At 70.5% G+C, this 22960-nt stretch carries 20 protein-coding genes; 10 read left to right on the top strand and 10 right to left on the bottom strand.

Annotation, left to right across the window (positions count from 1 at the left end; genetic code table 11):
• Positions 1-77: 77 nt before the first annotated feature.
• From OG817_RS30440 to OG817_RS30420, 5 genes are all read right to left on the bottom strand, one after another.
• On the bottom strand, positions 78-635 hold the full coding sequence (locus OG817_RS30440; protein WP_406048013.1) for a hypothetical protein: 558 nt from the start codon (positions 633-635) through the stop codon (positions 78-80).
• On the bottom strand, positions 635-2536 hold the full coding sequence (locus tag OG817_RS30435) for a DUF6571 family protein (protein ID WP_406048012.1): 1902 nt from the start codon (positions 2534-2536) through the stop codon (positions 635-637). Before OG817_RS30435 ends, OG817_RS30440 begins: the two co-directional genes overlap by 1 nt.
• A 1-nt stretch (position 2537) precedes the next feature.
• Entirely contained in the window at positions 2538-2864 is a 327-nt protein-coding gene (locus tag OG817_RS30430; RefSeq protein ID WP_406048010.1) for a hypothetical protein, read from the bottom strand.
• Between the two features lie 71 nt (positions 2865-2935).
• On the bottom strand, positions 2936-7492 hold the full coding sequence (locus tag OG817_RS30425; RefSeq protein WP_406048009.1) for an FtsK/SpoIIIE domain-containing protein: 4557 nt from the start codon (positions 7490-7492) through the stop codon (positions 2936-2938).
• A 64-nt stretch (positions 7493-7556) separates the two neighbouring features.
• A complete protein-coding gene (locus OG817_RS30420; RefSeq protein WP_406048007.1) occupies positions 7557-8498 on the bottom strand; it encodes a hypothetical protein in 942 nt (313 codons plus the stop codon).
• Between the two features lie 220 nt (positions 8499-8718).
• On the opposite strand from OG817_RS30420, the gene OG817_RS30415 reads away from it, so the two are divergent.
• From OG817_RS30415 to OG817_RS30370, 10 genes are read left to right on the top strand one after another with little or no spacing between them, the layout of a single operon-like run.
• Positions 8719-9432 (top strand): SAF domain-containing protein, encoded by a 714-nt coding sequence (locus tag OG817_RS30415; protein WP_396391809.1) that lies wholly within the window; start codon positions 8719-8721, stop codon positions 9430-9432.
• Entirely contained in the window at positions 9433-10233 is an 801-nt protein-coding gene (locus OG817_RS30410; RefSeq protein ID WP_360438760.1) for a hypothetical protein, read from the top strand.
• Positions 10233-11540, top strand: coding sequence for an ATPase, T2SS/T4P/T4SS family (locus OG817_RS30405; RefSeq protein ID WP_360438757.1), 1308 nt, complete (start codon positions 10233-10235; stop codon positions 11538-11540). Before OG817_RS30410 ends, OG817_RS30405 begins: the two co-directional genes overlap by 1 nt.
• The gene (locus OG817_RS30400) at positions 11537-12421 is read left to right on the top strand and encodes a type II secretion system F family protein (RefSeq protein ID WP_360438754.1); all 885 of its coding nucleotides are present in this window, start codon (positions 11537-11539) and stop codon (positions 12419-12421) included. Before OG817_RS30405 ends, OG817_RS30400 begins: the two co-directional genes overlap by 4 nt.
• Positions 12418-13335, top strand: a complete 918-nt coding sequence (locus OG817_RS30395; protein WP_406048004.1) for a type II secretion system F family protein — start codon at positions 12418-12420, stop codon at positions 13333-13335. Before OG817_RS30400 ends, OG817_RS30395 begins: the two co-directional genes overlap by 4 nt.
• A 28-nt stretch (positions 13336-13363) precedes the next feature.
• The gene (locus OG817_RS30390) at positions 13364-13573 is read left to right on the top strand and encodes a hypothetical protein (protein WP_360438748.1); all 210 of its coding nucleotides are present in this window, start codon (positions 13364-13366) and stop codon (positions 13571-13573) included.
• A 9-nt stretch (positions 13574-13582) separates the two neighbouring features.
• The gene (locus OG817_RS30385; protein WP_396391811.1) at positions 13583-14011 is read left to right on the top strand and encodes a TadE/TadG family type IV pilus assembly protein; all 429 of its coding nucleotides are present in this window, start codon (positions 13583-13585) and stop codon (positions 14009-14011) included.
• Positions 13998-14438 carry a TadE family protein gene (locus tag OG817_RS30380; RefSeq protein WP_360438742.1) on the top strand — a complete coding sequence of 147 codons (441 nt, stop codon included), beginning with the start codon at positions 13998-14000 and terminating at the stop codon, positions 14436-14438. The genes OG817_RS30385 and OG817_RS30380 overlap by 14 nt, the downstream gene beginning before the upstream one ends.
• On the top strand, positions 14435-14884 hold the full coding sequence (locus tag OG817_RS30375; protein ID WP_360438739.1) for a pilus assembly protein TadG-related protein: 450 nt from the start codon (positions 14435-14437) through the stop codon (positions 14882-14884). The genes OG817_RS30380 and OG817_RS30375 overlap by 4 nt, the downstream gene beginning before the upstream one ends.
• Before the next feature lie 9 nt (positions 14885-14893).
• Complete coding sequence (locus tag OG817_RS30370) at positions 14894-17713, top strand: BTAD domain-containing putative transcriptional regulator (protein WP_406048002.1); 2820 nt, start codon at positions 14894-14896, stop codon at positions 17711-17713.
• 30 nt (positions 17714-17743) lie between these two features.
• Here OG817_RS30370 and OG817_RS30365 read toward each other — a convergent pair whose 3' ends face one another.
• The 5 genes from OG817_RS30365 to OG817_RS30345 all read right to left on the bottom strand — a co-directional run bounded on the left by OG817_RS30365 (position 17744) and on the right by OG817_RS30345 (position 22921).
• Entirely contained in the window at positions 17744-18400 is a 657-nt protein-coding gene (locus OG817_RS30365) for a hypothetical protein (RefSeq protein ID WP_406048001.1), read from the bottom strand.
• A 99-nt stretch (positions 18401-18499) separates the two neighbouring features.
• A complete protein-coding gene (locus tag OG817_RS30360; protein ID WP_406048000.1) occupies positions 18500-19099 on the bottom strand; it encodes a uridine kinase in 600 nt (199 codons plus the stop codon).
• A gap of 45 nt (positions 19100-19144) precedes the next feature.
• Entirely contained in the window at positions 19145-20602 is a 1458-nt protein-coding gene (locus OG817_RS30355) for an FGGY family carbohydrate kinase (RefSeq protein WP_406047999.1), read from the bottom strand.
• Positions 20603-20612: 10 nt separating this feature from the next.
• Positions 20613-22079 carry a mannitol dehydrogenase family protein gene (locus OG817_RS30350; RefSeq protein WP_406047997.1) on the bottom strand — a complete coding sequence of 489 codons (1467 nt, stop codon included), beginning with the start codon at positions 22077-22079 and terminating at the stop codon, positions 20613-20615.
• Complete coding sequence (locus OG817_RS30345) at positions 22076-22921, bottom strand: carbohydrate ABC transporter permease (protein WP_396391818.1); 846 nt, start codon at positions 22919-22921, stop codon at positions 22076-22078. The genes OG817_RS30350 and OG817_RS30345 overlap by 4 nt, the downstream gene beginning before the upstream one ends.
• Between the last annotated feature and the right edge of the window lie 39 nt (positions 22922-22960).

The raw sequence follows: 22960 nt of genomic DNA, 5'->3' as shown, positions 1-22960 counted from the left end.
CCCGCTCACCAGGTGGTGTGCGGGACTTTTTCGTTGCTCCTGAAAGCTATTGAGGGCAACGCTTCGGCTGGAATGCCTCAGTTGGGCTTCGGGGTCGGGCCGGGGCAGCCGACGACACCGGCCACCTGCTGGGCCAGGGCCTTGGTCAGCTCGACCGCCTGGTCCTTGTTCTTGGGGTGGATCAGTTCGACCTTGAGCAGGGTGCTGCCGCAGGTCCACCAGGCCTCGGTCTTGTCGCCCTCCGGCGGCTTCACCGCGCCCTTGTTGCCAGCGGCCTCGAACTGGTTCTCGGCCGGATCCGCCGCGATCGCCCGCGCGTTCTCGAGGATCTCGTCGGCGCTGGTCAGCTCGGCGACGAAGCTGCCGACCTCCTTGCCGCCGCCGAGCGCCTTGCACTCGGCCCGTGCATCAGGGGTCGCGCTGGGGTTCGGATTCGTCAGCGGCAGCTTGTCGCCGCTGAGTGCGCCGGTCAGCCCGCCGGCGCCGGTGGCGTCGAACCACCAGTTCGCGTCAGTGACGTCGCACAGCTTGGCCCCGGCGGCCGGCGGATTGGTGTCAGCCGGCTCGTCGGAGGAGTCGCACGCGCCCGCGACCAGCACGAGCGGTGCGACTGCCAGCGGTACGAATCGCCGCATCAGTTGTCTCCGTACTGCTTAATGTTCTCGGTCCAGGCACCGTCGATGGTATCCACAACGTCGCCGGTCGTGCCGGTCACCGTGTCGGACTTCTCGAGAATGCTCCGGATCTCGTCGCCGCTCAGCTTGTCCGGGGCCTTGTAGTGACCGTAGTCGTCCTTCGGCCAGTCGACGCCGTTGTCCAGGTCGTGCTTCTCCATCGAGTACAGCGCCTGGAGCTTCACCTGGTTGGTGCTGGTCTGCTGGTCGTTGTTGCCCGAGCTGATCGCGTCGTCGGTCTTGTCGGCCGTGTAGCCCTCGACGAGCGCGTCCGTCACCTCGCCCTTGATCAGGTCGCCGAGCACCGGGACCTTGTCGGTCGGGATGAGGTCGATCGGTGCGGTGAAGAACTCGGCGACCTTCTTCCGCTCCTCGGCCGCCTCGCGCTCGTTGTCGATGTTGCCGTTGACGAGCGCGTCCGTCATGAAGCCGGTCAGCGACGACGCCTCGTGCGAGGCCTTGTGCAATGCGCCGGAGTCCTGCCCCTGGTGGCCGGCGGCGTCGTCCAGGCGGATCTGGTTCAGCAGCGTCGTGGCCTTGCCGACCGCGGACTTGGCCGCGTCGTTGTCGCCGACGTCCTCCAGCAGGTTGCGCAGGTGTGAGGCGTCCATGTTGATGCCGTACCTGGGCATGCCGGACTCGTCGCCCAGGCCGTAGCCGTACGGCGATCCGTCCTTGCCCCACAGGTGGTAGCCGGGCCCGGAGTCGCCGTGGCCGTCGAACACCCGGTCGGCATCCATGATGTAGGTGCCGATGATGCCGCCGACCTCCTCCTTCACACCGTCCAGCGGCTTGGAGTCGCCGCCCAGGTCGTAGAGGAGGTTGGACGAGATCTCGGCGGCCTTCATCGAGTACTGGTAGTTGTCGCTGTACGCCGCGTCCACGGTCGCGACCTTGAGGACCTTGCCGGCCTGGTCGCTGAGGTCGTCGTAGTCCTGGCGCTCGCTGGTGAAGTAGTGCATCAGGTCCTTGTTACCCATCACAGCCTGGGCGTCGCGGGTGCTGTTGTCGGCGACGTTCAGGTACTCGCGCATCGGGTTCAGGTTGCTGAAGTGCTCGTTGCCGAAGTTCCAGTAGTCAGGATCGTTGAAGATCTGCGACCAGATCATCGGGTCGTTGTGCTCGCGGTCCTTGAGCTCGGTGCCCATCGCCTCGAACACCATCGGGTCGATGTCCTTGTGGGCCTTGTCGACGTACCGCATCAAGACGCTGGCCGACCACGGGTCCTCGGCGATCTTCTTGCCCCACTCGCCGTCCATGTAGACCGAGGCGCTGGAGAACATTCCGGCCAGGCCCTTGCCCATCTGCTCCTGCAGGTCGATCAGCGCGGTGTGCTCGTCGCCGGGGTTGTCGGAGTTCTGCCAGTACTGGCTGCCGTACTGGCCGGTCATGTTCCGAAGCTTGTTCATCACCTCGGTGACGCCCTCGGGGCCGAGGCCGTTCATGACCTGCCAGGGGATGTCCGGGTCGTTCTGGTAGCGGTTCAGCAGCGAGGCGAGCAGGGCCGCCCGCTTGCGGTCGTCGACGCTGTTGACGTCGAGATCCTTGAGCTGCTTGGTCATCTCGTCGCTGAGGCCGCGCTTGACCTCCCACAACTGGTCGCCGTACTCGACCTTGTACGACGCCTGGCCGTCACCGTCGACATCGAGCAGCCGGGCCAGGTCGAGCCGGGTCTGCAGCTCGGGCTTCTGCTCGGTCAGCCACTTCGTGGTCTTCCCGAGCGTGCCGTCGTCGAGCGACGGCAGCGCGATCGGCGTGTTGCTCTTGGCGGAGTTGCGCTGCCCGTCGACCGTCGAGACCAGCGTGTCGAGCTTCTTCAGCGCCGAGTCGAGCTTGTTGATGTCGATCTTGATGTCAGCCATCTCACATGTTCCTCATCGACCACTGCTTGGGCCAGGCGTTGCCTCGCCAGTCGTTCTCCGGAACCTCGTCCGGCTCCTTGCTCCACGCCGCGTTGACCGTGCTGACCGCGTCGTCGAAGGCGCCGATGATGGTGCCGGTCTTGCCGCGCAGCGTGTTGGAGAACTCGGTGGCGCTGTCGCAGGCCCAGCCGCCCGACGACAGGTCGCTCAGCAGGCTGTCGGCCGGGTTGCCGGCCCCGTGGTAGATCGCGTCCCGGCAATTCGGGATCGTCGAGTTCTTGCAGTTCGCGAGCGTGCCCTTGTAGGCGTTCTGCTCTGTCGCCGCCATGCCCACCCCTCCGTCAATAAGGTCTGCCACAGGTTAGTCAAGATCGGGGTCAGCCGGGCCCCCTGGGGGCGTCACCCCTCGATCGGCACCTGCGCCCAGCTCCAGCCGCCCGGCCGGCCGAAAACACCCCGGCCGATCGGCAGGCTGGCGGTCGCCGACCGCGGCAGCCGGACGTTCAGGATCTCGCCGTCGCTGGACGACCGCGGCGCCAGCAGCAGGCCGGTCCGGCCCTTGCGGATCTCGGCCGTCAGGCCGCGGTAGTAGCCGCCCACCTCATCGATGCCGCAGGCCACGATCACCGAGCTGCCGGAGTCGCGCAGCGTCTGGTAGTGCTGCGCGACGGCGGTACTGATCGCGTGGTCCGGCCCGAGGACGTCGAAGTCGTCGAACACGACCAGGTGCCGCGGGCCGAGGCTCTTCAGCGCCTCCTCGAGGTCGCCGACGGACGCGTCCGCGTTGAACTGGCCCCGGGTACGGCGGCCCTTGAACTCGCGCAGCGGCGACAGCCGGGGCGTGATGACCAGCGTCCGCCAGCCTCCCGCGTCCGCCTCCCGCAGCATGAACGCGAGCGCCGTGCTCTTGCCCGATCGTGGCGGTCCGCTGATCAGGAAACCCGCGCCGTCCTGCAGAGCGTCGTACCTGAGCAGCGCCAGGGTGTCGCCGCCGACGCCGACGGAGATCTGGCTGCTCGACGGCGCCCCGGTGGCGAGCTCCATCGCCTGCCTGGTCGTGATGCTCATCGGCAGTTCGTCGACGCGCCGCGGGCGCTGTGCCAGCGGGACATCCCCGGCCAGTTCGGTGGCCTGCCGGCCGATCTCCTGCAACGCGCCCACCTGGGCGACACCGGTCGGGTCCTCGGTCAGCAGTGCGATCTGGACCTCGCGGGGCCGCTCGCCGCCGCGGAACGCGCGGCCCGGCGGCATCGAGGTCGGTACGTCGCGACTGCGCATGCCGATCGCGGAGAAGTCCCCGGCCTCGGGCATCCGCAGCATCAGCCGGTCCTCGACGAGCGCGGAGATCCGGCCGAGCACACCGCTGCGGTCCGAGCCGAGGACGACGCGGATCCCGACGCCTGCGCCTTCCTGAAGGACCGACACGAGCAGGTCGATCATCGTTCCGCCGTCGAGCGAGTCGTAGGCAGCGGTGAAGCCCTCGAGCCGGTCGAGCAGCACCACGAAGTACGGCAGCCGATCCTCCTCCGGCACAGCCTCGCGCTGCTCGGTGATGTCGGCGAAGCCCTGCTGGGCCAGCAGTTGCTGGCGCCGGGTGACCTCGGAGTTGAGCAGGTTCATCAGGCGGTACATCCGGTCCACCTGGTTGCGCTGGACAACGGCTCCGGTGTGCGGCAGCGACAGCATCGGCAGCAGCGCGCCGTTGCCGGCGTCGATGCCGTACAGGTGGACGTCGCGCGGGTCGCAGAACCGGCCGATCGCACCGGCGATGCAGCGCAGCGCGGTCGAGCGGCCCATCCGGCCGGCTCCCGCGATCACCAGGTGGCCCGACTTGCCGAGGTCCCACACCTCGGTGGCCTGGGCCTGCTGGTGCGGGATGTCGGCGAGGCCGATCGGCAGCGGCGGCACCACGCCGGTCTTCCGCTCCGGCAGGCTGAGGTCGTCGAGCGTGAGCTGCTCCTCCAGCGCCGGCAGCCACGGCGAGGGGATCGGCGGGATGGCCATCTGTGCGGTGGCAGCGTCGATCGCCCGGACCAGGCTGGTCAGGTCGGTCGGCGTGGTGATGTCGTCCTCGTCCTCGACCACCTGGACGGCCTGGTTCCGCGCCGCGGAGTCGGCGTCGAACGGGCGTACGGCGACGTCGCTGCGGACCTGCACTCCCCGCGGCCGGCCACCGACGCGGGCGGACTGGAACGGGATCAGGGAGGAGTGGCCGAGACGGGCCAGCGCGCGGCCCGGTGTCGACTTGGAGATGTGTGCCGCGTCGGAGGCGTCGATGACGTCGGACGAGTCCTGCTGGTCGGTGACCCGCAGCGCGATCCGCAGGTTGGTGTTCGACTTGATCTCGGCCGAGACGACGCCGGACGGACGCTGCGTGGCCAGGATCAGGTGTACGCCGAGCGACCGGCCCCGGCGGGCGATGTCGACGAGACCGTCGACGAAGTCGGGCAGCTCCTGGACCATGGCCGCGAACTCGTCGATGACCAGCAGCAGCCGCGGCATCGGGGCGTCGCCGTCCTCCTTGGCCGCCAGGTAGTCGTCGATGTCCTTGGCGTCGGCGTCCGCGAGCTGATGCTCCCGGCGGCGCAGCTCGGCGCCGAGCGACTCCAGCGCGCGCGTCGTCAGGTGGCCGTCGAGGTCGGTGACCATACCGACGGTGTGCGGCAGCAGCTTGCAGTCCTTGAACGCCGCACCACCCTTGTAGTCCACCAGCACGAAGGTGAACTCGTCCGGACGGTTGCCGACGGCAAGCGAAGCGATGATGGTCTGGAGCAGCTCGGACTTACCGGAACCGGTGGTACCGGCGACCAGACCGTGCGGACCGTCGGTGCGGATGTCGAGGCTGAACGTGCCCTCCACACCTTCACCGACAACGGCTCGGGTGGTGCGGCCGCCGCTCTTCCACCGCTGCGCGATGTCGTCCCCGGTCGGGTCGTTCAGACGCAGTACGTCGAGCAGCCGCGACGAGTCCGGCAGCGACGACGCGGCGCCGTCGGCGGTGGCGTCCCGCACCGGCGCGAGCGCCCGCGCCAGCCGGTCGCACCAGCTGGCCGGCACCAGGTCGGGCTGGATCGCCTCGACGGTCGCCTCCTGGGTGGTCGCCAGGCTCACGCCGTACTGCGTGCCGATGACGAGCGCACGGCATTCTTCGGGGAGCTGCCGCTGGTCCTCGTCGAGACAGATCGCGAAGATGCCGTACCGCGGACCCTGCCGGAGCAGGGTGACCACGCCGCTGTTGCGCCGCAGTTCGTTCGCGCCGTCGAGTACGACGACGATCTGGTCGGGGAGCGGGACCTGCTGCTCCTCGAGCTCACGCCGCTGGTCGATCTCGGCGAGCAGTTCGTTGACGCGGCGCGATGCCGTCTCGGCGTCGGTGGCGACGGAGGCGACCGCGACCCCGGCGTCGCGGCGGCGCAGGTGCGGCAGCCAGGGCGTCCACGACCACGCGTCCCGGTTGGCGCCGTACGTGATGACAGCCATCCGCAGGTTCGCCGGGCTGTGCAGGGTGGCGAGCTGGAGCAGGATCGACTGCGCCACGGTCTGCCGCAGCTCCGGCGGTCCGGCGATGCCCACGACTCCGGCCTTCGCCAGCGGCAGCACAGCCGGTACGTCGGGAGCGGTCCAGCGCAACGGGCCCTCGTGCTGCATCCGCGACGAGTCCTTCACGGTCACCGCGCTGGGCACGTCGGCGGTGCCGACCCGGACCACCAACCAGTCCGGGTCCTGCGGCCGGCGTTCCCACAGCCGGGCCCGGGGTCCGTTGGCGAACAGCAGCAGCGCGGCGGGATCCGGCCAGTTGTGCCGGCGGGAGGAGCGTTCGTCCAGCAGGCTGTCGAACGCGTCCTGCTCCACCCGGCGGAGCTGCTCGTGGTACTCGGCCAGCTGACGGGTGTACTGGACCTTCTGCATCCGCCGGGAGCTGGTGAAGTTCGCGATCATCATCAGCGGGGAGATCGCCGCGAACATCAGCGTGTACGTCGAATGCGTGATCAGGTACGTCGCGCCGCTCATGAACACCGGCGCGATCACGATGAGGAACGGGATCGGCATCTTGTCGGGGCGATGCGGCACACCGGGCAACGAGAACTCGGTCTTCCGCTCCTCCGGCAGCAGCCGGGGCGGACGGCTGAAGTCCATCGTCGCGCCCTCCGCGGTCGGGACCAGCGACGCGTCCGGAGTGGTCACCGGCGACAGCTCGAAGTACTGGTGGCCGATGCCGAGCACGCTGCCCGGCTCCCACTCGACCTCCCTGGTGACCGGCTCGCGGTCGATCCGCAGATAGGGCAGCGCGTCCTGTGGGCTGATGGTGTCGCGGGACGTGCTGAGCCGCTCCATCGCCTGCTTCTTGCGCTGCCACCAGCGCTTCTTGGGCGGGGGCGGGAGCTGGTCACCGACGATGATCGGACCGTCCAGCGGGACCCGGCGGTCCGGCGCCGGGACGGTGCCGAGCTCTTCCATGCCAGGCCGGATCATGACCCGACCGTCGACGCCGACCTCCAGGTACGCGGCCACTTCGGGGGAGTCCTCGACCAGCGGCAGGGCCGAGTGATCCATTCCGAGGACGTACGAGCCGACGCTGAGCCGGTGCACGAGGCCGGCACCGTACCCGCCGGTGCAGCACAGGTCGACGATGCCGCTCGGCTCGACGCCGGGGTCGGCCACCGGAGCGCCGATGCCGATGACCGCACCATGCCGGACCGGGGATGCCTTCAGCAGACCGTTGTCCGGCAGTTGCCGGCCGCGCAGGAACAGGGGCGGACGGGAGGCGTCGAAGCCGTTGGCGCTCGGGGCGCTGCTGAGCAGCCGGATCGAACCGTCGTCGGAACCGGCCGGCGGGCGGCCGTCCGGCGCCAGGGCTCCCGCCAGGTCGCCGATGGTGGTGTCGTCCTCGGCGTCGATGGTGAGATCCCGGGCCACACCGGTCCGGGCGTCTACGGCGGTCAGGAACAGCAGCACTGTCAGGGCTCCCTCATCGGCCTCTCGAACCTCCGCAGTCTAGGACTGTGCAGGGGGCGCGGGTTCAGCCGGACAGCAGGGCGGTCCGTTCGGCGGTGAGCGCCTCGGTCTCGGCGAGGATCTCGGTACGGCGGACGGCGAGGTCGTCAGCCACCTGGCGGACCACGTCCCGGGTGCGGGGGATCTGCTTGCGCGCCTGCAGTACGAGGACGAATGCCCTCACGTCGTGACCAGGGCGGTCCAGCCAGACGTCGAGCAGCCGGGCGCCGGCATCGAGCGGCTGCCCGGACCGCAGTGGCCGGCGTTCGCCGTACGTCCGGAGCTCGTCGCTCAGCTTGGACAGGCAGCGGTCGGCGTACGCCGCGGCGCTGTCGACGGCCTGCAACTCGTCGAACTTCGCCTTGCCGGCCAGGATGCCGCCGCCCGCCAGGTCGCCGGCGGCCGCCGGCATCGCCCGGCCCACCAGGAACTCGAGGGTGTCCAGGGCACGATCCGACCCGCCGACGCTGGTGAGCAGGTCGTCGGTCTCGCGCAGCCGTACGGCGAGGTCCTCGAGCTCGGTGGCGATCACCCGCAGGCGGTCGGCGGTGTCGTCCCCGGCCGTGAGCAGGCCGGATTCCTTGTCGTCCAGCGCGGCCGCGTAGTCGTCGGCGACCAACTGCAGGTCGTCGTGCCGGTCTCGTGCGTCGTCCAGTTCGGTGCGGGTCTCCTCGAACCGGCGGCGGGCGTCGTCGTACCGGTCCTCGGCCTCGTAGAGCTCCGCGCGGAGGGCGTCGAGTTGCTGTTCCTGGCCGCGGCCGAACAGCGATCCGAGCCAGGATCCGGTCCGCCGCTCCAGCCGGTCCAACTGGTCGTAGCCGTGGGCAACCTTCTTGTCCCAGTGCCTGGTCTCGGCGTACAGGCCGTCCATCCGGCGCTGCAGCCGGTGGATCGTCTCGCTCAGCGGCTGCAGCTCCGCGCGGGCAGAGCGGCCCGCCGCGATGCGTTCGTCCACGCGATCCGCCATACCGGCCATTCGACCATCGCGCGGGTCCACCGCCTGGATGACCCCGGAAATCGATGACGGAGAGTAAGATCATGGGTGCTGAGGGTGCCCGGTTCCGGACTCCGGGTCCGGTGCGAGATGACCCCGGACAGGCGGTAGGGTCAGAGGCTGCCAGACGAGGGCTAAGCGCCGAATCCGGTGCCGGAACGGCCCGTGAAGGATCCAGAAGGAAGTAGGGCAGATGTCCACCACCGGCACCGAGATGGTCGACCGGCAGCGCCAGCGTGCCAACCGAGCCTCGAACCGTACTCCGGGCGGAAGACTGCCGACCGCGTCGAAACGGCGCCGGCCGACCCTCGCCGCGCTCGCGGCTCTGCTGATCGTCGGCGGCGCGCTGATCGCCGGTGTGCTCGCGGTCCGGATGGACGAGCGGGTCGCGGTGGTGCAGGTGGCGCGCGACGTCAGCGTCGGGTCGAAGATCACCAAGGAGGACCTGGCCCAGACCCGGGTGTCCGGTGACAACCTGAACCTGATCCCGGCCGACGACGTCGACAAGATCCTCGGCAGGTACGCCAAGGTCAACCTGGTCAAGGGCCAGTTGCTCGACGGCCTGCAGACCACCAAGTCCTCCCCGATCGCGGACGACAAGGCCGCGGTCGGCGTCGTCCTGCTCGACGGCCGGGTGCCGGCCACCGGACTGCTGCCCGGCGACGAGGTCCAGCTGATCAGGATCGGCCAGGGCAACACCCCGCCGGCCGAGCTGGGCGATGCCGTCGTCCTGGACTCGCCGCAATCCGCCGACGAGGGCAGTGGCCTGGGCAAGGACACCGCCGACGCGCAGACCGCGACGATGCTGGTCGACCGGGCCGACGTCAAAGCCATTACCGATGCCTCAGGCAACAACCGGATCGCGGTCGCGCTGCTGAAGAGCGGCTCGTCACTGGGAGACAAGTAGATGGGCTTGTACGTCATCGCCTCGGCGAAGGGTTCGCCGGGGGTTACCACGACGTCCGTGGTCCTGGCCGGCGCTTGGCCGGTGGAGCCGGTGCTGGCGGACCTCGACCCGGCCGGAGGCGATGTCGCCCTGCGGTATCGGGACGAGGCCGGCGCGCCGCTCGACCCGGATCGGGGACTGCTGTCGCTGGGCGCCGGCGTCCGCCGGGGTAGCGGCGAGGCGCTGCTGACCGACCATGTCCAGCGCGTCTCCGGCGGCCTGCAGGTGCTGACCGGTGTGACGTCGCCGAGCCAGGTGCAAGGCCTCGGCCCGGCGTGGCTGCACCTGGCCCGCCTGCTGCGCTCGGACCCCGAGGGTCGCGACGTGATCGCGGACTGCGGCCGATTGATGCCAGGCTCCGCGACCGTGCCGGTGCTGCAGAACGCGGACGCCGTACTGATGGTGGCCCGTCCGACGGTCGAGGGGCTCGCGCATCTGCGGGAGCGGCTGCACAGCTTCGCCGACGTACTCCAGTTCGGCCAGTACGAGGCGGTCCCGGTGGGCGTCGCGCTGGTCGCGTCGTACCGGGACGGCCGGGTGACCGGTGACGTGCAGTCGATCCTGGAGCGCTCGCGGTTGCCGGTCTCCGTGCTGGGCATCATCGCCGAGGACGAGAAGGCCGCCGAGGCCATCCGGCTGGGCGACGGCCACCGGGCCCGCAAGTCGCTGCTCGTGCGGTCGGCTGCCGAGGTGGCCGAGCGGCTGCACCGGCTCGGCCGCCCGGCGCCGACGCCACAGAACGCGGAATGGGGTGTCGCCTGATGGACCAGTCGCTGGTACGCCGCCTCCGTGAAGAGGTCGCCGAGGTCCTGGCCAGGCAGCGCCGGGAGGACGCCGCCAACGGCCTGCCACAGATGTCCGCGGAGGACGAGCGCCAGTTCGCCCGGGCGGTCGTCGGCCGGGTGATGGAGACGCACGCCCGGGCCGAGATCGCCGCCGGCCGGACCCCACCGGGAGCGGCCGAGGAGCACGACCTTGCCGACGGCATCCATGCCGCACTGTTCGGCGTCGGCCGGCTGCAGCCGCTGCTCGACGACCCGATGGTGGAGAACATCGACATCAACGGCTGTGACCGGGTCTTCATCGGGTTCGCCGACGGCCGCGAGGAGCTGGGCGACCCGGTCGCCGAGTCCGACGACGAGCTGGTCGAGCTGATCCAGACGCTGGCGGCGTACTCCGGCCTTGCCAGCCGGCCGTTCGACTCGGCCAACCCGCAGCTCGACCTGCGGCTGCCCGACGGCAGCCGGCTGTCGGCGCTGATGGGTGTCTGCCCCCGCCCGTCGGTCTCGATCCGTCGCGCCCGGCTGAGCCGGGTGTCGCTGGAGATGCTGATCGAGTACGGCACGATGACGCCGGACCTGGCGTCGTTCCTGTCCGCGGCCGTCGCGGCCCGCAAGAACATCATGATCGCGGGCGCCACGAACGCCGGGAAGACGACGCTGCTGCGGGCGCTGGCCAACGAGATCCCGCCGGACGAGCGCCTCATCACGGTCGAGCGTTCGCTGGAGCTGGGCCTCGGCGAGTTCGAGGACCTGCACCCGAACGTGCTGGCGACCGAGGAGCGGCTGCCGAACAGCGAGGGCCAGGGCGCCATCGTGATGGCCGAGCTGGTCCGCAGGTCGCTGCGGATGAACCCCAGCCGGGTGATCGTCGGTGAGGTGCTCGGCGACGAGATCGTCACCATGCTGAACGCGATGAGCCAGGGCAACGACGGCTCACTGTCGACCATCCACGCGAACTCGTCGCTCGAGGTGTTCAACCGCATCTGCACCTACGCGATCCAGTCGGCCGAGCGGCTGCCGGCCGACGCCACCATGATGCTGATCGCGGGCGCGATCGACTTCGTCGTGTTCGTTGAACGACGCAACGACTTCTCCTCCGGTGGCGGACTGCGCCGGATCATCACCTCGGTCCGCGAGGTCAACGGTGTGGACGGCCGGGTGCTGTCCAGCGAGATCTTCCAGGCCGGGCCTGACGGCCTGGTCCAGCCGGCCGCGCCGATCAGCTGCCTGGCCGAGCTCCAGGCGGCCGGGTACCAAGCGAGCGCTCCGGCCGGGTGGGCCTCGTGACCGTCCCGTCATTGGACCTGATGCTGATCGTGCTGCTGGGCGCGGTTGTCGGCGGCGCGATCCTGATGCTCGTCTGGGCGCTGATCCCGCAGGCCGGACCCGAGGTGATGCGGGGGCCGTCGTCGATCGTCACCCATCTGCGGACCGCGGGCACACGGCTCCCGGTCGCGGTCGGTGCGGCGCTGCTGGTGCTGTTGCTGACCCAATGGCCCGTCGCGGCCGCGGCGACCGGCGCACTGGCCTTCGCCTGGCCGGCCCTGTTCGGTGGCGCGGCGGCGGAATCGAAGGCGATCGCCCGGCTGGAGGGGCTCGCGGCCTGGACGGAGTCCCTGCGTGACACCGTGGCCGGCGCGGTCGGCCTCGAGCAGGCGATCCCGGCCACGGCGTACGCGGCATCTCCCGCGATCCAGACGGAACTGACCGCGCTCGCGGATCGTCTCAGGGTGCGTGTGCCACTCCCGCAGGCGTTGCAAAGGTTCGCCGACGAGATGAACGACTCCAGTGTCGACCTCATCGTCGCCGCGCTGATTCTGAACGCGCGTCTGCGTGGCCCGGGCCTGCGCGACGTACTGAGCTCGTTGTCGGAATCGGCCCGTGCGGCTGTCGAGATGCGGCAGCGGGTCAACGCCGGCCGCCGTAGTACTCGGCGCAGCGTCCAGATCGTCATGGTCGTGACCGTGGCGTTCGTGCTCGGCCTGTCCCTGTTCAACCGCAAGTACGTCGAGCCGTACTCGACCGCACTGGGTCAGCTCGTGCTGATGATGATCCTCGGGCTGTTCGCGGTCGGCTTCCTGTGGCTGCGCCGGCTGGCCAGCTTCGAGACCCCACAACGCTTCCTGCACGCGCGGGACCGGGTGCCGGACGGAGGTGGTCGCGGATGACGCTCGTCATGCTCGGCGGCGCTCTGGCCGGACTCGGGGTGCTGGTCCTGATCCGCCTGGTCAGCAACTCCGCGCCCAGCGGTGCGGCCGGCCTGTTGCAGCTCGACGCGGACATGCGCCGCTATCGCAACGAGGTCAGCCTCACAGCCGATCGGCGGCACCAGGAGGAGTCGCTGCGGATGCGGCGGCTGGGCTCTGGCATGCGCCGCGCGCTCGAGGCGCGGGGCATCCGGGTGCCGGTGTCGCTCTCGGCCGACCTGGGCATCGCCGGCCGGTCGCTGGAGACGCATTTGGCCACCAGCCTGGTCGGCGCCGTGGTGGGTTTCGTCGCGCCGACGGTGATGCTGGTTCCGCTGAGCATCGTCGGCGCCGGGCTGCCGGGCTTCGTGCCGATCTGGCTCGGGATCGTCGGTGCGGTGGTCGGTGCCATCCTGCCGACGCTGCAGCTGCGGACCAAGGCCGCGGACCGGCGCCGTGACTTCCGCCATGTGGTCAGCGCCTTCCTGGACCTGGTCGCGATGAACCTGGCCGGTGGCCGCGGTGTGCCGGAGGCGTTGTCGTCGGCGTCCGGGATCAGCGACGGCTGGGCGTTCGTCCGGATCCGGGACACGTTGGAGACCGCCAGGCTGCAGGGCGTCACCCCGTGGGCGGCGCTCGGCGAGCTCGGTGACGAACTCGCGATCGACGAACTGCGTGACCTGTCGGCCGCCCTCGCCCTGGTCGCCGAGGACGGCGCCAAGGTGCGGGACTCGCTGGTCGCCCGTGCGGTGTCGATGCGCCGGCGCGAACTGGCCGACACCGAAGGCCGTGCCCAGGCACGGTCCCAGTCCATGTTGATGGCCCAGATGTTGCTGTGTGTCGGCTTCCTGCTCTTCCTGACGTATCCAGCTGTTGCCCGGGTGGTCGGACTGTGAACCGTCCCACCGGTCCCGAGGAGGGAAAATGATGATGTTCAACCCCAACAACCCGACCGTCATGTTCATGCGGGTGCTGATCGCCGCGCGCATCCAGCGTGCCCGCCGGCTCGAGGGTGGTGCGTCGGCGCTCGAGTGGGTGCTGATCTCGGCGCTGCTCATCGGTGTCGCGCTGGCGGTCGGCAAGATCATCCTGGACAAGCTGACCAAAAAGGCCGACAGCCTGGACCTGGGCTGACCGACGGCGATGACGGTTCGGCGGTGGGCCCGGGCGATCCGGGGCAGGTGCACCCGTACACGGCGGGACGAGCGCGGCGCGAGCAGCGTCGAGCTCGTTCTGTACGCGCCGATCCTGATGCTGGCGATCTTCCTGACCATCCAGTTCTCGCTGATCTACCTGGGCAACCAGGCGGCCTCGGCCGCGGCGCGGGAGGCGGCCCGGGTGGCCCGGACCTCGCTCGACCGGGGCAAGGCGGAGGCCGCCGGCCGCGCCTACACCGACCACATCGGCCAGGGAATCCTGGAGGACGTGCAGGTGACCGTGACACCGGTCGGCACCGATCAGGTGCGGGTCGAGGTCACCGGGCACGCGCAGAAGATCACGCCGTTCCTCGATCCACCGACCGTCACCCAGGTCGTGCAAGGCCCACTGGAGGAGTTCCGTGCGGACAACTGACCTGAGCCGTGTCTCCGGTCGTCGCCGCCGTCGCCGGACCGACCGCGGTTCGATGGCGGTGGAGATCGTGCTGCTCGCGCCGGTGATGATGGCCTTCATGATGCTCGTCGTGGCCGGCGGCCGGTACGTCGCGGTCCGCGGCGACATCGAGGCGGCCAGCCGGGACGCGGTCCGCGCCGCCAGCCTGGAGCGGACGGAGGCGGCCGCCCGGGCGACCGCCGTCGACACCGCCGACGCCCAGCTGCAGGACGTCGGCCAGTGCCAGAACGCCACCCTGAGCGGGAACTTCGTGTCCGGCGGGACCATCACGGTCAGCATCACCTGCCAGGTCTCGTACGACGGCCTGGGCCTGATCGGGCTGCCCGGGTCGAAGTCGGTCACGATCGAGAGCTCGGCCCCGATCGATCTGTACCGGAGGACCGGATGAACAGGCTGCTCCGGCGGCTCCGCCACGCCGCCGCCCGCGGGCGGGCGCGTGGTGAGCGTGGATCCGCCACCGTCTTCATGCTCGGCTTCGCCGCCGTCCTGCTGGTCGGCGCCGGGCTGGTCGTCGACGGCGGCCTGGCCCTGAACCAGCGCAGCCGGCTGACCGACGACGCCGAACAGGCCGCCCGCGCCGGCGCCAACGCGATCGACGTGCCCGCACTGCGCGACCGCGGCGAGCTGGTGGTCGACTCCGGCCAGGCGCGCGCGGTGGCCACCAACTTCCTCGCCGGGCGCGGCTACACCAACATCCGGGTCACCGTGAACGGGAACCAGGTGACCGTATCCGCCGACACCACCGTCGACACCGCGATCCTCGGTCTGGTCGGTATCAACAAGTTCGATGTGCACGGCACCGCTGTCGCCGAGCCCGAGACCGGAATCGGCTAGGAGACACCCATGACTCAGCAGAAGGCCGGCCGATTCGTCGCGAGCCCACCGGACCCGTCGCGCTTCCACCAGCAGCGGCCGCCGGAACCGCGTTCGGCGGGCCAGACCGCGCTCGCCGCGCTCGCACTCCTGCTTCTCGTGATCGGCGTACCGCTGGCCCTGTGGGTCCTGACCGGCCCGCCGCCGTTGCCGTCGGGCTGGCCGAGCCGCGAGGACCTGACCGCACCGATCGGTGTGGACGCACTGCTGACGGTGCTGCGCGCCGTCGTGTGGATCGCCTGGTTGCACTTCGTCGTGTGCGTGATCGCCGAGATGGCCAGTGCCGTCCGTGGCCGTGGTGTCCCGGTGGCAGTCCCGCTCGGCGGCGGCAGCCAGCGACTCGCACGCATCCTCGTCAGCGCACTGCTGCTGACCGGTATCGCGGCCGGCCAGGCCGCGGCGGCGACCGGGCACGGTTCCAGTGGGCCGACGGAGAACAAGTCTCAGGTCACCATCAGCGCGACGACGCAGCAGCAGCCCGCGCCGGAGGAGAACGCGCAGGTCGACCACAACCGCTTCGGTGGAGCTCCGACCACGACGACGGCGACGAACCAGAACAATCCGCTGGCCGGCAAGAAGGTCTACACGGTCAAGGCACCGGTCGGGCACCACCACGACAGCCTCTGGGACATCGCCGAGAAGCACCTCGGTGACGGCCGCCGGTACAAGGAGATCTACGAGCTCAACAAGGAGCGGGTCCAGCCCGACGGCAGTAACCTGCACCTGGCCCGGCTGATCATGCCGGGGTGGGACCTGATCATGCCCGAGGACGCCGTCGGCGTCAGCCGGGTGCCGCTGGAGACCGCGACGCCGCCGGCCACGGTGACGACGCACACCGAGCAGCCCGGCAACACCACCACGACGGAGTCCGGTTCGACGGTCCAGCAGGGGGCGCAGACTCCGACGATTCAGCAAGGCGAGGAAGCCGGTACGACGACTGCCGGGGACCACCACGCGGTCCACGCCGGCGACGCGCAGGAGGACGCGCGCTGGCGGCTGCCCGCCGACCTGCTCGGCGGCGGACTGGTCGGCGCCGGACTGCTCGGCCTGCTGCTGATCGAGCGGTACCGGCGGCGCGGACGTGATCCGGAGGCAACGGCCACCACAGCCGAGGTGGCGCTGCGGGTCGGTGCCGACCCCGAGCGCTCCGACGCACTCGACCGCGTGATGCGGGCGCTGGTGCGGCAGTGCGAGGCGGCCGGTCAGCCGTTGCCGCCACTGTTCGGTGCGCTGGTCGACGACGACGGCGTGGAGCTGCTGCTGGCTCCGGCTCAGGGCAACCCGCCCGCGCCGTGGCAGGACATCGACAACGGCCGGCGCTGGCGGATCTCCGGGACCGACATCCCGACCGACCGCTCCGGCCCCGCGCCGTTCCCCGCCCTGGTCTGCCTGGGCCGGGACGAATACGACCGCGACGTCCTGGTCGACCTCGAGGCGGCCAGCGGTGCGCTGAGCCTGGAAGGTGACCCGGTGGTGGCCCGTGAGGTCGCGACGTCGGTCGCGGTCCAGCTGGCGACCAACCCGTGGACCGACATGCTGCGCGTGACGACCTCCGGTCTGCCGGAGGCGATCGAGGACGTGCTCGGCGAGCGCCTGCGGGTGGTCGACGACATCGAAGCGGTCATCCCGGACCTCGAGCGAGGCACGGTGGAGACCGAGGTGCTGGCCGGCCGGGTCAACCGCTCGGCCGACGCTGCCCCGCAGTACGTCGTACTCGGTGCACCGCCCCGCGAGGACACCGCGAACCGGCTGGGCGCGCTGGCGGCGCGGACGCGGGCCGGGTTCGGCCTGATGGTCGCCGGTGCTGTGCCGGGCGCGCGGTGGCAGCTGCGGGTGGACGAGTCGGGCACGTTGCGCATCCCCGCGCTCGGCCTGACGCTGTCGGCCAGCCGGCTGTCCGAGCCGACCGTCGACTCCCTCACCGAGCTGCTGGGTGCCGCGCGGACTCCGACCCCGACGCCGACCGGGTCGAGCCGGGTCCGGCTTCCCGGCAGCGGCCGGACCGGCGACGACTCGAGCTGGTCAACCGCGACCGTGCGGATCGGCGTCCTCGGACCGCTGGACGTCCGGGCGCCCAACCGGCTGGAGGCGGAGCGGGTCCCGCTCGCCACCGAGATCGTGGCGTTCCTGGCCCTGCACCCCGGCGGCGTGCACCCGAGCGTGCTCGGCGCCTCGGTCTGGCCGCGTGGGGTCACGCCCGAGGTTCGGGACGGTGCCGTGGAGCGGGTGCGCCAGTGGCTGGGTACCGACACCGTCGGCGGTCACCACCTGCGCCAGGACGCCTCGGGCCGGCTCGCGCTGGGTCCGGAGGTCGCTGTCGACTGGGACTGCCTCACCGAGCTGGCCCGACGCAGCCGGACCGCCCAGACTGTCCGGGACGAGCGCGAGCTGCTGCGTCGCGGCCTGCATCTGGTGCGTGGCGCTTTCCTCAGCGACCGTCCCCGCGGCGGCTACTCGTGGATCGCCCGGGTGCATCTCGAGCGGCTGGTGCCGGACGTCGTCGTCGACGCCTCGCACCGGCTGTGGGAGCTGGCGATGAACGCGGACGACCCGGCGGGTGCCGTGAGCGCCGTACAGGCCGGTCTGCGCCTCGCCGACAGCTCCGACCTGCTGTGGCGCGACCTCCTGACCGCCGAATTCCGGTACGGCGGTACGGCGGCGGCCGAGCGGATCGTCGAGGCCCTCGGCGACCGCATCCAGCGGTACGGCCTGGTCCTCAGCCCGGAGACCGAGGCCCTCATCGAGGACATCCTGCCCGCAACGGCTCCGCGCTCCCGCCACGCCGGCTGACGAGTACGCCGGCCCGATCCGGGCCGGCGGTCAGCTGTTGCTGGTGGCGAGGCGGGCTCGTTGTTGTCTGGCGATGGCCTTGAGCAGGGCGGTGTCGGGCTCGGGATCGGTGCCCAGGGCACTGGCCTGGCGGACGCTGAGCTGGACGACCAGGGTGTTCACCACGAAGCTCACCTCCGCGATCGCCTCGGACTGCCCGGTGCCGCCGTCGTACTGGACCTTGGCGTCGCTCAGCGCGCCCGGGACACCGAACGAGTGCTCGTGGGTGTCCTGGTCCCAGAAGCCCTGCTGCAAGGTCTCCGCCTTGGCTGCTGAGGCCGCCTTGAACAGTTGCACGGTGAACTGCTTCTTCTTGTCCGCGCTGACCCGGGACGCGCGGTAGCCGTCGGCGAAGCCGGCGTTGAGCAGCAGCGCACGATCGACAGCGGGTACGGCGGACCAGTTGGACAGGAACGTTGTCGCGGTGAACGGCCCGGCAGCACTGCGCGGATCGGCGACATATCCGCGGGGTAGGACGACCAGCCCGGCCAGAGCGCTCTTCGGCGCCTTCTGCACCGCGGCACCCGAGGACTTCGCCGCCGGGGTCTGCACGGTGCCGACCGTGGCTCCGGCGTTGTTCCCGCAGCCGGTCACCCCCAGCAGGAGTGCGGTCACTACAGCGGCAACGCCTGGCGCAGTCCGCGTCACGGTGTTTCTCCGTCCGGCTTCTCGCCCCCGAGAGCTTCAGAAGGTCTCCGGGCCAGATGTCATCAGAGCCAGGTGAACGGACGGCGAACGCCTTGCAAATCAGAGGGATCGCGACTCGGTGAGCAACGTCTCGATCCGGCGCCGGGCGGCCTTCGGGTGCAGGGGTTCGCAGCCGGCGTCGATGCAGCGGCGGACCACCTGGGGATCGTCGCGGAGCAGCAGCAGACCGCGGCGGAGCAGGGTGAACGGCGGCTTGCGGTGTTCGCGCAGATCGCGCTGGAACCGCCGGGCGAAGGTGACGAGCCGGTGGTGCCGCAGGCAGATGGCAGCGGCCAGTAGGCCGCGATCGCGCAGCCGGCCGGTGATCTGGTCGGCGAAGATGCCTTCGGCAATGATCAGCGGCGAACCCTGCGTGCTGACCGGCCGGTGACCGACCGTGCCGTCCGCGGCGATGTCGTAGATCGGCAGTTCCGCCGAGCCCGTCGTACACAACTGCTCGAGGGCTGCGACCGCGCGGTCGCCGTCCCACGAGCGGGGGTCGTCCCAGTCCACGATCCCCAGCGGGGAGCGCGGCATCGCCTCGTCGTCGCCGTCGCGGTAGAAGTCGTCGAGCCGGACCACCGGCAGCCCGACCAGTTCGGCCAGCCGCGACTTCCCTGCTCCGGAAGGCCCGGCCAGCAACACCACACGCGAACTCACCGCCACATTCTCCGCCACACCCCGGTCAGCCTCCGGGGCGGGGAGCTACCGGTTGTACGGCGTGGACAGCAGCGGGACGGTGTTGGTCAGGACCTGGCCGTAGAGGGCGCGGACCTGCGCCGCGTCGGCGTCGGACATCACCGACGGCTCGGGCTTGCCGACCGGGACCTGCCAGGTCGGCGGGGCATCGGCGCCGGACAGTGCCCAGGCCGCTTGCCGGGCAGCGCCCAAGGCGACGTACTCGGCCGGCTCCGGGAGGATCACCTCGGCGCCCAGGAGCGTAGGCGCCAGTGCCTGGACCGCACGGGACCGGGCGGCCCCGCCGAGCAGGAGCACGCGGTGGACCGGGAGGCCCTGAGCGCGGAGGGCGTCGACAGCGTCGGCCAGGCCACACAGCAGGCCTTCGACCGCGGCGCGGGCCATGGTCGCGGGCTGGGCGGTGGCGCGCGTGAGGCCGTAGATCAGCCCGGTCGAGTGCGGAAGGTCCGGCGTACGCTCGCCGTCCAGGAACGGCAGCAGGACGAGGCCGTTACTGCCGGACGACGTCAGCGCGGCCTCATTGAAGGCGTCCAGGTCCAGACTGAGCAGTTCGGCGGTCGCGGACAGGACGCGTGCGGCGTTCAGCGTGCATACGAGCGGCAGGTACTCGCCGGTGGCGTCCGCGAAGCCGGCCACCAGAGCGGTCGGGTCGGCGGTCGGGTGGGTCGAGCGGGCGAACGCCGTACCGCTGGTGCCGAGGGACACCGCGACGTCACCGGGCTGGAGGTCGAGGCCGAGCGCGGCTCCTGCGTTGTCGCCCGTGCCGGCGGCCACTACGGCGCCGGACGCGGTGTGGCCCACGATCTCCGCCGGACCGGCCACCCGCGGGAGCTTCAGCGAGCGGCCGAAGGCGAGCTCGACCAGGTCCGGCCGGTAGCTGTTCGTCGCGGGCGACCACCAGCCGGTGCCAGAGGCGTCACCGCGGTCGGTGGTGATGCCGTCGATGCCATGCCGATCGGCCGCCAGCCGATGCGTCATCCAGTCATGCGGCAGCACTACTGCGGCCGCACGGGCCAGCGCCTCGCGCCGTGCCGCGTCGCCGGGAGCAGTTGCGTCGGCATCCCGCACCCACCGCAGCTTGGTGACGGTGAACGAAGGCACCGGGACCGACCCGACCGCTTCGGCCCACGCACCCGGCCCACCGAGCTCCTCGACGAGCTCGATGGTCGCGTCCGCGGAGCTGGTGTCGTTCCACAGCACCGCCGGGTGGACGACCTCGCCGGCCTCGTCCAGCAGCACCATGCCGTGTTGCTGGCCGCCGACCGAGATCGCCTCCACCCCGTCGAGCAGCCCGTCCGACGCGATCTCCCAGGCCTTCCACCACTCGGCCGGATCAACCCGGGTCCCGTCCGGGTGCGGTGCCCGGCCTTCCCGCAGTACGGCGCCGGTCGCTGCATCGCACACGACAACCTTGGTCGCCTGGGTGGAGCAGTCCACACCCGCAACCAGCCTCGACTCAGTCATGACGTCCAGACTAGAGGGCTTCGAGGGTGGCGCGGGCGCCGATCTCGTGCAGCGACTTCAGGGCGGCGGTGTACTGCGTCACGAACACGTCGTTCGACGCCAGGTCACCGAACAGATCCGGGTCCGAGATGAACACCAGCGGGTCCTCGCGGTTGTGCTGTGCCCGCTCGACCAGCTTGTCGCGCAGCCGGTCCACCACCTCGATGGGTTCGCCATGTTCGTCGACGCCCTCGGCGTACCGCGCCCACGACGCGACCACCAGCACCGACCGCGTGATGCTCCGCCCGGCCGCGAGTTGTTCGCGGACGACCGGCAGCAGCCACTTCGGGATCCGGTCCGAGCTCTCCGCGCACAAGCGGGCCAGGGTGTCGCGGACCTCCGGGTTCGCGAACCGCTCGATCAACTGGTGCTTGTACCGGTCCAGGTCGACCCCGGGCACCGGCGGCAGCGTCGGCGTCCCCTCGTCGTCCATGTAGCGGAGCAGGAAGTCGACGAACAGCTTGTCCTGGCACACCTCGTGCGCGTACCGGTAGCCGGCCAGGTAGCCGAGGTAGCACAGCGCCTGGTGACTCGCGTTCAGCAGCCGCAACTTCATCAGCTCGTACGGCTCGACGTCACCCACGATCTGTACGCCGACATCGTCGTACGGCGGCCGGTCGCCACCGAAGTCGTCCTCGAGCACCCACTGCGTGAACGGCTCGCACACCACCGGCCAGCCGTCCTCGATCCCGAACCTCTCGGCCAGCGCGGCCCGGTCGGCATCCGTGGTCACCGGCGTGATCCGGTCGACCATGCAGTTCGGGAACCGCACCTCGGTCTCCAGGAACTCCGCGACCGACGGATCCTTGAGCCGGGCGAAAGCTGCCAGCATCTTGCGGGCGACATGACCGTTGCCCGGGATGTTGTCGCACGACATCACCGTGAACGGCGGCACGCCGGCCGCTCGCCGGCGCGCCAGCGCCTCGACGATGAACCCGAACACGCTCCCCGGCGTCGCGCCCGGCTCCAGGTCCGCGGCCAGCGCGGGGTCGGAGGTGTCCAGTTCGCCGGTCACCTGGTTCACGTTGTAGCCGCCCTCGGTGATCGTCAGCGACACGATCCGCGTCGCCGGATCGACGAGCCGGTCCAGTACGGCGGACGGGTCGTCCGGCGCGAACAGGTAGCCGACGACCGACCCGATCACCCGCGGCTCGAGCGTCCCGTCCGGGTGCTTGATCACCAACGTGTACAGGTGGTCCTGCGCGGACAGGACGTCGTACATCCTCCGGTCCTGGGGAAGTACGCCGACGCCGACGATGCCCCAGTCGAGGGCCTTCCCGTCGTTCATCAGGCGGTCCAGGTACATCGCCTGGTGAGCCCGGTGGAAGCCGCCGACGCCGAAGTGCACGATGCCTGGCCGCACCGCCGTACGGTCGTAGCCCGGTGTGGCGACGTCGTTGCCCAGAGCATCCAACGCGGTGAGGGTCAGTGCCGTCACTTGACCGCCCCCAGCGACAGACCCTGGACGAGCTTGTCCTGGGCGGCGAACCCGGCGATCAGCACCGGCAACGACACCACGAGGGACGCGGCACAGACTTTGGCGAGGAACAATCCTTGGCTGGTCACGAACCCAGTCAAGAACACCGGAGCCGTCTGCGCCACTGTGCCGGTCAGCACTCGGGCGAACAGCAACTCGTTCCAGCTGAAGATGAAGCAGATCAGCGCGGCCGACGCGATCCCCGGTGTCACCACCGGTGCGACCACCGACCGCAGCGTCCGGCTCAGCGAAGCACCGTCGACCGAGGCCGCCTCGAGGATCTCCACCGGTACCTCGGACAGGAAGCTGCGCAGCATCCAGACCGCGATCGGCAGGTTCATCGAGGTGTAGAGGATGATCAGCAGCCAGATGTTGTCCAGGAAGTTGACCGACTGCGCGAACAGGTAGATCGGCAGCAGGCCGGCCACCACCGGCAGCATCTTGGTGGACAGGAAGAAGAACAGCACGTCGGTCCACTTCTTCACCGGCCGGATCGACAGCGCGTACGCCGCCGGGAACGCGAGCAGGAGGACCAGTGCGGTGGACAGGATGCTCGCGGTCAGCGAGTTCGCGATCGACGGCCACGGCCCGGAGTCGAAGAACGCCCGGTAGCCGTCCAGCGTCAGCGGCGCGCCGATGTCCGGCGGGTTCTTGGCCGCGTCCTCCTCGGAGTGGAACGACGTCAGCAGCATCCACAGCACCGGCAGCACGAACAGGATGCCGACGATCCAGGCCACCCCGCCCAGGACGAATCCACCACCCCGGTTCTTCCGGCCGGTCACGATCGTCACCTGCGAACTCATCGACGTCCTCGCTTCGCTCCGGGCGCCGACGCGGCACAA

The organism is Kribbella sp. NBC_00889, from assembly GCF_045207705.1.
In the GTDB taxonomy this organism is placed as follows: domain Bacteria; phylum Actinomycetota; class Actinomycetes; order Propionibacteriales; family Kribbellaceae; genus Kribbella.
Note: the sequence above shows the minus strand (reverse complement) of the source record. Positions and strands in the feature narration are given on the sequence as shown.

Coding starts and splice junctions, on each gene's coding strand:
- OG817_RS30440 (WP_406048013.1), bottom strand. CDS start 635: ATGCGGCGATTCGTACCGCTGGCAGTCGCACCGCTCGTGCTGGTCGCG.
- OG817_RS30435 (WP_406048012.1), bottom strand. CDS start 2,536: ATGGCTGACATCAAGATCGACATCAACAAGCTCGACTCGGCGCTGAAG.
- OG817_RS30430 (WP_406048010.1), bottom strand. CDS start 2,864: ATGGCGGCGACAGAGCAGAACGCCTACAAGGGCACGCTCGCGAACTGC.
- OG817_RS30420 (WP_406048007.1), bottom strand. CDS start 8,498: ATGGCGGATCGCGTGGACGAACGCATCGCGGCGGGCCGCTCTGCCCGC.
- OG817_RS30415 (WP_396391809.1), top strand. CDS start 8,719: ATGTCCACCACCGGCACCGAGATGGTCGACCGGCAGCGCCAGCGTGCC.
- OG817_RS30410 (WP_360438760.1), top strand. CDS start 9,433: ATGGGCTTGTACGTCATCGCCTCGGCGAAGGGTTCGCCGGGGGTTACC.
- OG817_RS30405 (WP_360438757.1), top strand. CDS start 10,233: ATGGACCAGTCGCTGGTACGCCGCCTCCGTGAAGAGGTCGCCGAGGTC.
- OG817_RS30395 (WP_406048004.1), top strand. CDS start 12,418: ATGACGCTCGTCATGCTCGGCGGCGCTCTGGCCGGACTCGGGGTGCTG.
- OG817_RS30390 (WP_360438748.1), top strand. CDS start 13,364: ATGATGATGTTCAACCCCAACAACCCGACCGTCATGTTCATGCGGGTG.
- OG817_RS30385 (WP_396391811.1), top strand. CDS start 13,583: ATGACGGTTCGGCGGTGGGCCCGGGCGATCCGGGGCAGGTGCACCCGT.
- OG817_RS30375 (WP_360438739.1), top strand. CDS start 14,435: ATGAACAGGCTGCTCCGGCGGCTCCGCCACGCCGCCGCCCGCGGGCGG.
- OG817_RS30370 (WP_406048002.1), top strand. CDS start 14,894: ATGACTCAGCAGAAGGCCGGCCGATTCGTCGCGAGCCCACCGGACCCG.
- OG817_RS30355 (WP_406047999.1), bottom strand. CDS start 20,602: ATGACTGAGTCGAGGCTGGTTGCGGGTGTGGACTGCTCCACCCAGGCG.
- OG817_RS30345 (WP_396391818.1), bottom strand. CDS start 22,921: ATGAGTTCGCAGGTGACGATCGTGACCGGCCGGAAGAACCGGGGTGGT.